This window comes from Micromonospora sp. NPDC020750 (assembly GCF_044334565.1).
Classification (GTDB): Bacteria; Actinomycetota; Actinomycetes; order Mycobacteriales; family Micromonosporaceae; genus Micromonospora.
Genome location: NZ_JBIRTH010000005.1, coordinates 240131 through 252672, shown reverse-complemented (window position 1 = coordinate 252672; position 12542 = coordinate 240131). Strand labels below are relative to the sequence as shown.

Annotated in this window: 9 protein-coding genes; 8 read left to right on the top strand and 1 reads right to left on the bottom strand. The window is 76.8% G+C overall.

Annotated elements, in window-relative coordinates; genetic code table 11:
• Nucleotides 1–37: 37 nt before the first annotated feature.
• Nucleotides 38–907: a hypothetical protein gene (locus tag ACH4T9_RS17655; protein ID WP_396672377.1), complete on the top strand. Its 870-nt coding sequence runs from the start codon at nt 38–40 to the stop codon at nt 905–907.
• 130 nt (nt 908–1037) lie between these two features.
• On the opposite strand, the gene ACH4T9_RS17650 is transcribed toward ACH4T9_RS17655, so the two are convergent.
• Nucleotides 1038–2270 carry an ATP-grasp domain-containing protein gene (locus ACH4T9_RS17650; protein ID WP_396672378.1) on the bottom strand — a complete coding sequence of 411 codons (1233 nt, stop codon included), beginning with the start codon at nt 2268–2270 and terminating at the stop codon, nt 1038–1040.
• A 492-nt stretch (nt 2271–2762) separates the two neighbouring features.
• Here ACH4T9_RS17650 and ACH4T9_RS17645 point away from each other — a divergent pair, with 492 nt between their 5' ends.
• From ACH4T9_RS17645 to ACH4T9_RS17615, 7 genes are all read left to right on the top strand, one after another.
• Complete coding sequence (locus ACH4T9_RS17645; protein WP_396672379.1) at nt 2763–5210, top strand: ATP-binding protein; 2448 nt, start codon at nt 2763–2765, stop codon at nt 5208–5210.
• Between the two features lie 352 nt (nt 5211–5562).
• The gene (locus ACH4T9_RS17640) at nt 5563–6711 is read left to right on the top strand and encodes a hypothetical protein (protein WP_396672380.1); all 1149 of its coding nucleotides are present in this window, start codon (nt 5563–5565) and stop codon (nt 6709–6711) included.
• Nucleotides 6712–6883: 172 nt separating this feature from the next.
• Complete coding sequence (locus tag ACH4T9_RS17635) at nt 6884–7915, top strand: 3-oxoacyl-ACP synthase III family protein (protein WP_396672381.1); 1032 nt, start codon at nt 6884–6886, stop codon at nt 7913–7915.
• Entirely contained in the window at nt 7912–8649 is a 738-nt protein-coding gene (locus ACH4T9_RS17630) for a glycosyltransferase family 2 protein (RefSeq protein WP_396672382.1), read from the top strand. The genes ACH4T9_RS17635 and ACH4T9_RS17630 overlap by 4 nt, the downstream gene beginning before the upstream one ends.
• A gap of 33 nt (nt 8650–8682) precedes the next feature.
• Nucleotides 8683–10173: a class I adenylate-forming enzyme family protein gene (locus tag ACH4T9_RS17625; RefSeq protein WP_396672383.1), complete on the top strand. Its 1491-nt coding sequence runs from the start codon at nt 8683–8685 to the stop codon at nt 10171–10173.
• Complete coding sequence (locus tag ACH4T9_RS17620) at nt 10166–11362, top strand: cytochrome P450 (protein WP_396672384.1); 1197 nt, start codon at nt 10166–10168, stop codon at nt 11360–11362. The genes ACH4T9_RS17625 and ACH4T9_RS17620 overlap by 8 nt, the downstream gene beginning before the upstream one ends.
• Entirely contained in the window at nt 11359–12276 is a 918-nt protein-coding gene (locus ACH4T9_RS17615; RefSeq protein WP_396672385.1) for an NAD-dependent epimerase/dehydratase family protein, read from the top strand. The genes ACH4T9_RS17620 and ACH4T9_RS17615 overlap by 4 nt, the downstream gene beginning before the upstream one ends.
• Nucleotides 12277–12542: the final 266 nt, after the last annotated feature.

The following is a 12542-nucleotide window of genomic DNA, read 5'->3' as shown; positions in this document are numbered from 1 at the left end:
GTGCATGGGCACCCGTCGACAGCGATAAGGGCTTCAGATGACCCACAGTCAACCTCCGTACGGAGGGCAGCCGGACCCGAACGTCACTCCGTGGAGCGGGCCGCCGGCCCCACCGGCTCAGCCGGGCGGATACCCTGCCTACGGCCAGCCGCCGCAGTTCGCCACCCCCGTGCCGCCGCCGCAGAAGTCGAACCGAGGGCTGGTCATCGGACTGTCCGTGGGCGCCGCCGTGGTCGTCCTGCTCGCGTTGTGTGGCACCGGCATCGGGTTCTTGCTCGTCAACGGGGACGACGATGACCCCAAGCCGATCGCGTCCGCGTCCACGCCCGCGAACCCCACCGACGGCCCGCAGCCGAGCTCGGACCCCTCGGCGGAGCCGCGGCCGTCCGAGTCGCAGGAGCAGCCGAACAACAACAACGGGGTGACCGCCCGCTACTCCAGCGAGCTCTCCGCGGTCTGCGACGGCGGCCAGATCCTGAACGCGGCACCGTACAACGGCCCGTCCGGCGCCAAGGCGTACGCCTTCTCGAACTCTCCTGACCGGCCGTCGTCCTGGTCGTCGAAGTCGGTGAGCTCGAACAAGCCGTACTACGCCAAGTCGGCCGACTTCCAGACGGTGTCCGTGGTCGGATGCCTGAAGGTCGTGGAGGGCAGCGAGGGCGCGCCCAAGGAGTGCAACTACAAGGACAGCGCGGGCAAGACCGTGAGCGTCTCCTACATCTCCTCGAGGTACACGCTGACGTTCTACGCGGCGAAGACCGGCGAGAAGATCGGCGACGGCGGCACCGTGAGCGCCCCGGCCAACCGTTGCCCGAGCTTCATCTCGTACAACAAGACCACCATGAAGTCGTACGCCGCGCCGGACAGCGGCAGCATCGAGGCGGCGCTGGACAAGTTCCTGTCCTGAGTCGGCCCGCCGGACCGGGGAGGGGCGGGACACCGCCCCTCCCCGGTCCGGGCGACCGGCGTGGGGCCCCGCTCGTCGGTCGCCCCGCCGCCGAACCGGCGCCGAACGCGTCCTGACCGGCGAGGGCGGGTCAGGCGGCGTCCGGTGGCAGGATGCGCAGGCGCTCCTGCACCGCGTCCAGCGCTGCCAGGCACCCCTGGCGGTCGTCTGCCACGACCGTGGCGTAGGCGACCCGGCCCACCATCGTGCCCTTCGGCGGCGGCGACAGTGTGGCGCCCGGCTCGGCCAGCACGACGAACCGGTCGACCGCAGGCGGCAGGCCGCCGTCGACGCGCACCGACCCGACGGCCGTGTCGTCGTGCTCCGGGTAGAAGAACCTGATCGCCGCGACCCGGGCCGCCGGCTGCACCGTGCGCGGCTGCCGGCCGCAGGCGATCGCCGCTGCCGCCAGCCCCGGGTCGGTTCCGCCGACAAGCAGCCCGAGGTACGGGATCAGGTCGCCGCCGACGCGCGCGTTGACTTCGATCACCCGCGGGCCGGCGGCGGTCAGCCGCAGCTCGGTGTGCGTCATGCCGTCGGTGAAGCCGAGCGCGGCGTGGGTGTCCCGCAGCACGGCGAGCAGCTCCGGATCGGTCAGCAACGGGTCGGCGCCGTCGACGAGGTGGCCGACCTCCTCGCAGTACGGCGCGAAGCCGAGCTGCTTGTGGCCCACGCAGATCGGCCGCACCTCGCCCCGGAACACCGCCGCGTCAACGCTGATCTCCGGCCCGTCGGCGTACTCCTCCCACAGGATCCCCCAGTCGTCGGCCGGGACCTCGGGCAGCGCGGCGTGGCCGGTGTCCGCGATCGCGAACCCGGCGGCCACCTCGGCCGGCGAGCGCACCACCGTGACCCCGATGCTGCCGCCCAGCGCGCGGGGCTTCAGCACGGCCGGGTAGCCGGTCGACCGGCCGGCGGCCAGCGCCGCGTCGACGTCGGCGACCGGCAGCGAGCGGGGCTGCGGCACGTTCCGGGCGGCCAGCGCCAGCCGGGTGCGGTGCTTGTCCCGGCAGCGGGCCACCACCTCGGGGTCGCCGCCGGGCAGCCCGAGCGCCTCGGTTACCCGCGAGGCGCCCAGGATCCGGGTCTCGTCCCAGCAGATCACCCCGTCGATGCGGTTCTCGGCCGACACGGCGTGGGCGGCGGCGGTCATGGCGTCCACGTCCAGGGTGTTCAACAACGTCCAGCCGTGCAGGTACTCCCGTTCCCAGGCCGGTTCCCGGTCGCAGAACAGGTGCACCCGGTAGTCCTGGCTGATGCTGTTCAGCAGGTACTCCCGGAACCACTGTCCGCCGGGGGTCACCACCAGAAGCTGGGGTTTCATGCCGGTTCTCCTTCGTCGTGGCGGGGCGGCGGCGAAGCCGAGGGCCCTCGCGATGGCCCGACCGGCGACCGGCAACCCGTGGCCGTCACGGCCGGTCGCATCAGTCGCACCAACCACCCGGCTCGTCAGGAACTCGGGGGAGCACCAGACCGCAGGAGCACCGTCCACGGTAGCGGTTCAGGGGCGGCCTCGCTGTCCGCTGTCCGGCAGTCACGCACGCCCCGACGCGACCGCCGTCCGACAGCCACGCACGCCCCGACGCGACCGCCGTCCCAGCGTGCTGCCGGCCTGGGCCGCGCGGAACCGCGGCGTCTCCGGTCGTCCGTCCACTGTGGTGAACGAGCCCGTCCGCGGGTGGCCGGACGGAGCATTGGCAGCGGCGGCGGTCGGCCGTTCCTCGGCGGGCCGCCGGCGGTCGGGACAGCACCGGCCCCGGGTGGCTACCCTGACCCCAGCTCATCGAAGCTCGTCCGTGCGTCGGGAAGGTGGGACGTGGGGAAGACCGGTCGGGACGCGCTCGTGGTGTTCGTCGGCGAGCTCACGCGGCTCCGGACGCTCGCCGGGGGACCGTCGTTGAACACGCTGGTCGCGGTCGCCGCCGGGCTGGGGAGGTCGCTCGCCCGGTCCACCCTCAGCGACAAGCTCAACGCCAAGTCCCTGCCCGAGTGGGACTTCGTCGTCGCGTACGTCGGCGCCTGCCGCGCCCACGCCGAGCAGGTCGGCGCCCGGCTGCCGGCGGAGCTGACGGAACTCGCCCGGTGGGAGGACGCGCACTGGCGTCTGTTGCGGGCGGCCGACGCCGCACGGGCCGGCGACCGGCTCGGCGGCGCAGCCCGGGCCCAACTCGGCCGCCGGGCCCGGGCCGCGTCGCCGCCCGAGCCGGTCGGCCGGGACCGGCGGACGCCCGGGCAGTGGATGGTGCCCCGGCAACTGCCCGCGGCGGTGCCGCACTTCGTGGGGCGGGCGTCCCAGCTCGCCGCGCTGACCGCGCTGCTGGCCGACCCGGCCGCTGCCCCGGGCCCGGTGCTGATCTCCGCGATCGGCGGGACGGCGGGGGTCGGCAAGACCGCCCTCGCCGTGCACTGGGCACACCAGGTGGCCGACCGGTTTCCGGACGGGCAGCTCTACGTCAACCTGCGCGGGTTCGACCCCGACGGGAGGACGACGAGCCCGGCGGAGACGCTGGGCGGTTTCCTGGAGGCGCTCGCGGTGCCGCCGGAGCGGATCCCGACCGGACTCGCCGCCCAGGCCGGGCTCTTCCGCAGCCTGCTGGCCGGCCGGCGGATGCTCGTGCTGCTGGACAACGCGCGCGACGCCGACCAGGTGCGACCACTGTTGCCCGGCTCGCCGGGCTGCCTGGTGCTGGTGACCAGCCGGCACCGGATGCCGGGCCTCGTCGCCGTCCAGGGCGCACACCCGCTCGCCCTGGACCTGCTGTCCGCAGCCGAGGCCCGCGAGTTGCTGTCCCGACGCCTCGGCGCGGCCCGGGTGGCCGACGAGCCGGACGCGGTGGACCGCATCGTCGGGGCGTCGGCGGGGCTGCCGCTGGCCCTGGCCGTCGTCGCCGCCCGGGCCGCCACCCAACCGGAGTTCCCCCTCGCCCGGCTCGCCGACGAGTTGGACGACACCCGGGGCAGCCTCGACGGGTTCTCCGGCGGGGAGGCCGCCGCCGACGTGCGGTCGGTGCTGTCCTGGTCGTACCAGAGCCTGGAGCCGGCCGCGGCGGCGCTGTTCCGGCTGCTCGGGCTGCACCCGGGCCCGGACCTCTCCGTCGCAGCCGCCGCCAGCCTCGCGGCCACCACCGTCGCGCGGGTTCGGGAACCGCTGGCGACCTTGACCCGGGCGAACCTGCTCGCCGAGCCCACCCCGGGCCGGTACGCCCTGCACGACCTCCTCGCCGTGTACGCCGCCGAGCTGACCCGGACCACCGACCCCGAGCCCGTGCGCCGGGCCGCGCTGGGCCGGCTGCTCGACCACTACCTGCACACCGCCCACGCCGCGGACCTGCTGCTCTACCGGCACCGCGACCACATCGACCTGCCGGCGGCGGACCCCGGTGCGGCGCTGCCGGAGCTGCGCGACCGCGACGAGGCGTGGGCCTGGCTCACCGCCGAGCACCGGGTGCTGCTCGCCGCCGTCGCCCTCGCCGCAGGCAACGGCTTCGGGGCTCACGCCTGGCAACTCGCCTGGAGCGTCAACACCTACCTCGACCGGGTGGGGGCCTGGCAGGACCAGTCGACCGCTCAACAGTTGGCGCTGCGTGCCGCCGCGCAGGCGGGCGACCGCAACGGCCAGGCCCGGGCGCACCGCAACCGCGCCGTGGCGTGCCTGCGGCTGGGCGCCCACGACGAGGCCCGTGCGCACCTGGAGCAGGCCCTCGACCTGCACGGTGCGCTCGGCGACCACGTCGGCAGCGCCCGGACCCAGCTCAACCTCGGCATCCTGGCCGAACGGCAGGGCCACCACCGGCAGGCCCTCGGGCACGCGCAACGCGCCTTCGACCTGTTCGAGACCGCGGGTCACGCCTACGGTCAGGGCAACGCGCTCAACAACATCGGCTGGTACCACATCCAACTCGGGGACCACCGGCGCGCGCTCGACTACTGCCGGCGGGCCCTCGCCCAGCAGCAGCGCGCCGGCAACCGGTACTGGGAGGCCCACGCCTGGGACAGCCTCGGCTACGCGCACCACCACCTCGGCCAGGCCGCGGAGGCCGTCGACTGCTACGAACGCGCGCTCGCGCTCTGGCGGGAGGCCGGCGAGCGCTACTTCGAGGCCACCACGCTGACGCACCTCGGCGACACCCGCCACGCCGCCGGGGCTCCCGGGGCTGCCCGCACCGCCTGGCGTCGGGCGGTCGACATTCTCGACCGGCTCGGTCATCCGGACGCCGACCAGGTCCGGGCCAGGCTGGCCCCCGACGCCCGGGGCGCCCCCTGAGCTCGCCCGCACCGGCCGCCGGGATCCTGCCCGACCCGGGCTGACCGGGCTGACCCGGCGCAGCGACTGGTGCCCCAGCCTGAACGATGACGCAAGCGCGGGCCGTCCGGCGGATTCCCGGACGCCGGACGCCGGGCGGCCCGACGCAGGCGCGGGTTTGCCCTGGTCAGCGGCCCGTAGCGCGGGCGGGCGCGTGGCCGGGGAAGGCGACTCGGGGCGCCGGACGGCGGGCTGCGGAGCTCCGCCGGATGGGTGTTCGCACAGATGGCTACCCGTTCAGCCGGTTTCTGGCGATGACCTCGCCCGGGCCGGGAACCTGTCCTCCCGGTACCCGGCGAACGGAGAGGACATCGTGATATCCACCCGCTTCCGGCGCCCCCGCGTCGCGGTGGCGGTCGCAGCCGCACTGGCTCTGACCGTCACCCCGACCGGGGCGCCACCCGCGCGGGCCGCGCAGGCCGCGGCGTCGCAGGTCGTCAGCTTCACCGTCGGCCAGGACGGGCGCCTCTACCGGGCGTCGACGGCCGGCATCACCCCGTTCGGCAGCACGCCGGTCGCCCCGCCGGGGGCGGGCGTCGCCGCCGCCCGGCAGCCGGACGGCAACGTCGCCGCGTTCGTCATCGGCACCCAGGGCGGGCTCGTCGCCGCCGTCACCAGCTCGGCCACCTCCAACATCAGCGTGTACCGGGACGGGGCGGCCAACCTCGCCCCACCCGGCGCGCACGTGAGCTCGGTGACCGACTCGGCCGGTTACGTGCACGTCTTCTTCGCCGGGACCGACGGGGCGATCTACAGCACCTCCTACTACCGCAGGGTGCAGCCCAGCTTCGGCCCCCAGCGGGTGTCCGCGCCCGGCCTCGCGCCGCCCGGGGCGGTCGTCGCCGCGGCTTGGCAGTCCACCATGCCGGGGGTGGTCTTCGTCGGCGCAGACGGTGCGCTGACCTCGGTCTGGCGTACCTCCGCCGGCACCTGGGCGACGATCCCGGCCGGTCCGGCCGGCCTGGCGCCGCCCGGCGGCGGGGTCGCCGTGGCCGCCACGGCCGGCGTGCAGGCGTACGTCACCGGGCTGGACGGCCGGATCTGGCAGGTCGGCTTCGCCTTCGGCCCACGCCCCGAGCCCTGGCAGCCGGTGGCGATCACCGGTGCCGGCGCGGCCCCGCCCGGTGCCCGCCTCGCGGCGGCGCAGTTCACCGGCGGCCCGTCGAACGTGTTCTTCGCCGGCTCCGACGGCGCGGTCCGGGTGGTGACCAACATGGCCGGCGGGTGGCAGCAGTCGGTGACGACGGCGGCCGGTGCCGCCAAACCGGGCGGCCCGGTGGCGCTCGTGGCCGTCGACGACTACCTCTACTCGGCCTGGTGCGGCAACGACCTCTGGTGGTGGCTGTACTGGTGGTGGCGCCGGCCGCCGCCTCCGCCGCCGTGGTGGGGCGAGTCCCTCACGCTGCCGCTCACCCAGCCGATCGAGTACGGCGCCGAGGTCGCGATCACCCTCTACCGGTAGGCCGGCGGATCCCGCGACCCGGTCGCGGAACGGCCCCCGCCCGACGCCCGCCCGGGCCCGTCCACCGCCACCGCGCGGCCGGGCCCGGGCGGTGGCGTGTCCGGGCGGTCACCCGGCGAACATGAGCACCCCTACTCATCCGCCCGCCGGCGGCGTTGGGCAAGCTCAACGCATGATCGCCCCCACGTCAGCGCCGTCTTCCGCCCGGGAACGAGTGGGCATCACCGCCGTCGGCGCGAGCCTGCCCGGCCAGGTCGTGCCCACCGCCGAACTGCACCGCCGCATCGCCGAGGCCAGCGGTCTGCACCTGCCGGACGGGCTGCTGTCGCGGATGACCGGCATCTCCTCCCGCCGGATGGCCGGCGACGGGGAGTACGCCTCGACCCTGGCGGTCCGCGCCGCCCGGCAGGCGCTCGCCGCCGCCGGCCGCGAACCGGAGGAGGTGGACCTGCTGCTGTTCGCCTCCGCCAGCCGGGACGTCGTCGAGCCGGCCACCGCACACATCGTGCAGGCGGAGCTGGGCGGCCGGGCGCACGCCCTCGACGTCACCAACGCCTGCAACAGCTTCCTCAACGGCATCGACCTGGCCCGGTCGGCCGTCCTCGCCGGCCGCGCCCGGCGCGCCCTGGTGGTGACTGGCGAGACACCGACCCGGGCGATGCGCTGGCAGCTCACCGACCTCGACCAGGCCCGCAGCGCCTTCGCCGGCTACACGTTCGGCGACGCCGGGGCCGCCGTGCTGGTGGAACCGGTCGCCCGGGGCGGGATCGTCGACGTCGACACCGAGACCTGGTCCGAGCACTGGACGGTGGGCGGCATCCCCGGCGGCGGCTCCCGGCATCCCCGGGGCGACGAGCACACCTACTTCACCGGCGACGGGCGGGCGCTGCGCGACGTGTTCGAGAAGATCGGCACGGACATCCTGCACCGGGTCCGGCACCGCACCGGGCTGGACTGGGCCGACTACGCCCGGGTGCTGGTCCACCAGGTCACCCTGCCCTACCTGGACCGGTTCGTCGAGGTGACCGGCGTACCCCGGGACAAGCTGGAGATCACCGTGGCCGAGCTGGGCAATCTGGCCAGCGCCACGCTCGGCGTGCAGCTCGCCCGCGTCGACGCCGGGCTGCGCCCCGGCGACCGGGTGCTGTTCATCGGCCTCGGCGGCGGCGTCAGCGTGATGACCATGGTCTGGGAGAAGTCGTGACCGCGCTGTGGGTGGTCGTGCCCGCCTACAACGAGGCCGCCCGGATCGGGGCCACCCTGGATGCGCTGTCCCGGCAGACCGACCTCGACTTCACCCTGCTGGTGGTGGACAACGCCTCCACCGACGGCACCGTCGAGGCGGTTCGCCGGTTCGCCGCCCGGTCGCCGGTGCCGACCCTGCTGGTCGAGGAGCGGCAGCGGGGCGTCGGCGCCGCCGTGGACACCGGCTTCCGGCACGCCATCGCGCACGGGGCGACGCTGCTGGCCCGTACCGACGCCGACTGCCTGCCCCGGCCCGGCTGGGTGGCGGCGGCCCGCCGCACGCTCACCGGCGGCGCGGCGATGGCCTGCGGCCGGATCGAGGCCCGCCGCGACGAGCACGGCCCGGTCGGCCGCGCCGTGTTCCGCGGCCTGGTCGCCGTCGCCGCCGCCTTCGGCCGGCTCCGGCCCGCCCACCGGGGGCCCGGCCACCTGGCCCCGTACCGGATGCACGCCGGCAACAACATGGCGATCACCCCGGCCGCCTACCTCGGCGCCGGCGGCATGCCGCGCCGCCCGTCGCCGACCGACCGGGAGTTCCTCAACCGGGTACGCCGCCACACCGGCGACATCGTGCACGACCGGACGATGGTGGTGGAGAACTCGACCCGCCGGCTGCGGGCGTACGGGCTGCGCCGCACCGCCGCCTGGTACCTGGACCGGGGCAGCGGCCGGCTGTCCCCGGACCCCCGCTGACCGACACCCCAGCACCAGGAGAGCGGGTTTCCGATGCTCGACGAACTGGCCGCCGCGCTGCGCCGCCACCCTGACCGGCCGGCGGTGCTCACCACGGCCCGGTCCGGCCGGCCCCGCATCCGCGCCACCCGTGGCGAGCTGGCCGACCTCGCCGACGGGTACGCCGCAGCCCTGCACCACCACGGGCTGACCGCCGGGGACACCCTCGGCGTGGCGGTCCGCCCCGGCCCCCGGGCGCTGTCGATCCTGCTCGCCGCGCACCGGCTCGGGCTGCGGGCGGCGGTGCTCGACCCCAGCGCCGGCCCGGAGGTGCTCACCGCGCGGCTGGCCCTGGCCCGCCCCGCCCTCGTCGTCGCCGACGCGGCGGCGCAGGCGGTCGCCGGGTGGGCGCGACCGCTGGCCGGCCGGGCCCAGCTGGCCCTGCCCCGGCTGGCCGAGCTGGGCCCGGTGCGTACCGTGGGCCGTCGGCTGCCCGGCTGCGCCCCGGCACTGTGCCCCCGGTCGGGGCCGGTGCCCGACCGCACCGGGCAGGACGGCGACGCCGTCGTCATCTTCACCTCGGGCACGACCAGCAGCCCCCGGGCGGTGGTCCACCGGCGGGCCGGGCTGGACGCCGGGATGCGCGCCGTCGCAGACCTGGTCCGGCCGCTACCCGACGAACCGGTGCTCGGCGGCATGTTCTTCGTCCTGGTGCCCGCCCTGGCCAGCGGCGCCCCCGTCGCCCTGCCGGCCCGGTCGCCCCGGGTGCTCGCCCGGCAGGTGGCCCGGCTGCGCCCGCAGGCCAGCTACCTCACCCCGCCCCAGCTGCGGGCGCTGCTGGCCCGGCGGCCCCGGCTGTCCGGCCGGTTCTACAGCGGCTCGGCGCCGGTGAGCGCCGCCCTGCTCGCCCGGCTCCGGCGGGCCGGCGCCGAGCAGGCGTGGGGGGTGTACGCGCTGACCGAACTCTTTCCGGCCGCCGCCGTCGAGGCCGGAGAGAAGGCCGCCTTCACCGGCGAGGGGGACCTCGTCGGGGCGCCGCTGCCGGGCGTGCGGACCCGGGTCGAGCCGGACGGGCGGCTGCTGCTAACCGGCCCCGGCCAGGCGCACCGCTACCTGGGCGAGGCCCCGCACGACTGGGTGGACACCGGCGACGTCGCCCGGCTCGACGACGGTCGGGTCGTCCTCGGCGGGCGGAGCAAGGACATGATCCTGCGCGGCGCGGAGAACATCTACCCCGGCCTGTACGAGCCGGCCCTGCACGTCCCCGGGGTCAACCTGGCGGTACTGGTCGGCGTGCCGGCCGAGGACGGCGACGAACGGCTCGTCGTCGTCGTCGAGCCCGAGCCGGGCGCCGACCCGGGCCGGCTGCGGGCCGCACTCGGCCCGGTCCTGGCCCGGATGGGGGCCGCCCGCCCCGACTCGCTGGTCTTCGCCCCGGTGCCCACCTCCGGGCGGTCCCGCAAGCCGGACCGGGCCGCCGCGGCCACCCTCGCCGCCGCCGCGACCGGTCGGCACGCCCCGGCGGGCGGACGCCGCCATGGCTGACCGGCGAGGGGGCGCCCGCGCCGGGCGCGTGGACGAGCCCTGGTGGACGGTCGACGCCGTGGCTGACGGCCCGGCCGACGCCCCCGCCCGGGACGCGCGGCGCCCGGCGCCGAGCCGGGGACGACGCCGGGACCGCCGGGTCTACCTGCGGCGGTACCCGGTGCTGTTCACCCTGCTCGCGGCGACCCGCCGCTGGCCGGCGGTGCGGCTGGGCCGGACGCTGGTGGTGCACGACCCGGACGGCTACCTCGACGCGCTCACCCGGACCCCCCTGGACCGGGCCGCCGCCGGCACCGTGGGCGGCACCGCCCACCGGCTCGGCACCGACGGGCTCCTGTTCGACCAGCAGGGCCCGGAGCACCGGCAGGCCCGCCGCGCCCTCACCGACAACCTCGGCCCCGCCGGGGTGGCCCGGCTGCGTCCGGTCTGGACGGCGGTGCTGCTGCGGCGGCTGGCCCCACTGGGGTCAGGCGAACCGGTGGACCTGGTGCCCGTGGTCGCCGAGCTGGCCGGCGCCACCACGGCGGCGCTGCTCGGGGTGGACGCCGACCCGGTCGCGCTGGCCGAGGCGGCCCGCCACGCCGCCGCCACGACCGCCGCCGAGCAGCTCCCCGGCCCGCGCCCACCCGGGCGGGCCCGCGCCGCCCGCCGGGCCGTCGCCGACCTGGCCGAGCTGCTCGACCTGCCGCCGGAGCACGCCGGCCTGGCCGGCATGCTGGCACTCGCCGCGGTCAACACCACCGTGTCCGGCATCCCGCGCGCGGTCGCCTGGTGCGCCGACGACCGGCTGTGGGACCGGGCCGACGCGGCCGGTAGCCGGGCCGTCCTGGTCGACGAGCTGCTGCGGGTCACCGCGCCGAGCCCGGTGCTGCCCCGGGTGGCCGCCGGGGCCGCGACCGTGGCCGGCTGCCCGGTCCGGGCCGGGGACCGGCTGCTGCTGGTCGCCCGGCATGCCGCCGGGGCACACCTCGCCGGGCCGGACTGCGCCGCGCCGGCGCCGGCCCGGACCGCCCGGCTGGTCTTCGGCGCCGGCGCGCACTCCTGCCCGGGGGCCCGGCTGGCCCGCGCGCAGCTCGCCGACACCCTCGCCGCCCTGGCGTCGTACCGGCCGGTCGTGGTGCGGGCCCGCGCCGACGGGCGCGCGGCGCTGCCCGGCTGGGCGCGACTGGTGATCAGGCCCGGCCGGTGAACCTCACCGGGGTCGAGGTGGTGGTCACCGGCGCGAGCGGCTTCTGCGGGGCCGCCGTGGCGCGGGCCGCCGAGGCAGCCGGGGCCCGGGTGCGCTGCCTCGGCCGGCGTCCCGGCCCGGTCGGCCGGCACGTGCCGTGGGACGCCGGCCGCGCCGTGCCCGACCTCGCCGGGGCCGACGTGGTCATCCACCTCGCCGCGGCCGTCGGCGACCCGGTGCCCGGCCCGGCGGCCGAGCGCGCCTACCGGGCGGTCAACGTGGACGGCACGGCCCGGCTGCTCGACGCCGTCGGGGACCGCCCGCTGGTCTGGATGAGCAGCGCCAGCGTCTACCGGCCCGGGGGAGCGACCCTGGTCACCGAGGACCACCCGGTCGACGGGCAGCTCTCCGCGTACGGGCGCACCAAGGCCGCCGGGGAGCGGCTCGCGCTGGCGGCCGGGGCCGTCGTGCTGCGCCCCCGCGCCGTGTACGGGCCCGGCGACCCGCACCTGCTGCCCCGGCTGCTGCGGGCCCGCCGGGGCGGGTGGCTGCCCGTGCCCGGCCCCGACGTCCGGCTCAGCCTCACCGCCGTGCAGAACCTGGCGGACGCCGCCCTGGCGGCGGCCGACTGGACGCCCGGCCCGTACAACATCGCCGACGACAGGCCGTACTCGCGGGACGCCGTGCTGCGCGCGGCGCTCGCCGCGACGGGCGCCCCGGTTCGGCTCGCGCACCTGCCGGTGGGCCTGGCCGCCGGCGCGGCGGGCGCGGCGACCGCGTTGTCCCGGCTGACCCGCCGGGCGCCGGTGCTGACCCGGTACGCCGTCGACCAACTCGCCCGGGCCATGGTGCTGGACATCAGCCGGGCGCGCGCGCAGGGCTACCGGCCAACTCACCGCTTCGGCGACCACCTGGGCCGGCTCTCCGCCTCCTGACGCACGGCACCCGAGTTTCGAGCGGGAACGGCGCAGGTTACGCATAGTAGCGCGTCATAACGCCTTGGCCGACATTCCAATCTGTCGGCGCTGCCTCCAGGCTCGCATATCGAAGCCGCGTGCGCGGCTGTCTCCGGTGCGGCGGTCGCCGCGCGACCGGCCACTCTGTCCCGCCGCCGGTCCCGCCCCCACGGGAGCCCTGTGCCGCCGCGCTGATCACCGCCCCCTGCCGAACCCGCCCGAACTTGTCCACCTCCCAGGAATTC

What these genes read in the sequence shown, in the direction of transcription:
- ACH4T9_RS17655 (WP_396672377.1), top strand. Translation starts at nt 38, where the DNA reads ATGACCCACAGTCAACCTCCGTACGGAGGGCAGCCGGACCCGAACGTC.
- ACH4T9_RS17650 (WP_396672378.1), bottom strand. Translation starts at nt 2,270, where the DNA reads ATGAAACCCCAGCTTCTGGTGGTGACCCCCGGCGGACAGTGGTTCCGG.
- ACH4T9_RS17635 (WP_396672381.1), top strand. Translation starts at nt 6,884, where the DNA reads ATGATCGCCCCCACGTCAGCGCCGTCTTCCGCCCGGGAACGAGTGGGC.
- ACH4T9_RS17625 (WP_396672383.1), top strand. Translation starts at nt 8,683, where the DNA reads ATGCTCGACGAACTGGCCGCCGCGCTGCGCCGCCACCCTGACCGGCCG.
- ACH4T9_RS17620 (WP_396672384.1), top strand. Translation starts at nt 10,166, where the DNA reads ATGGCTGACCGGCGAGGGGGCGCCCGCGCCGGGCGCGTGGACGAGCCC.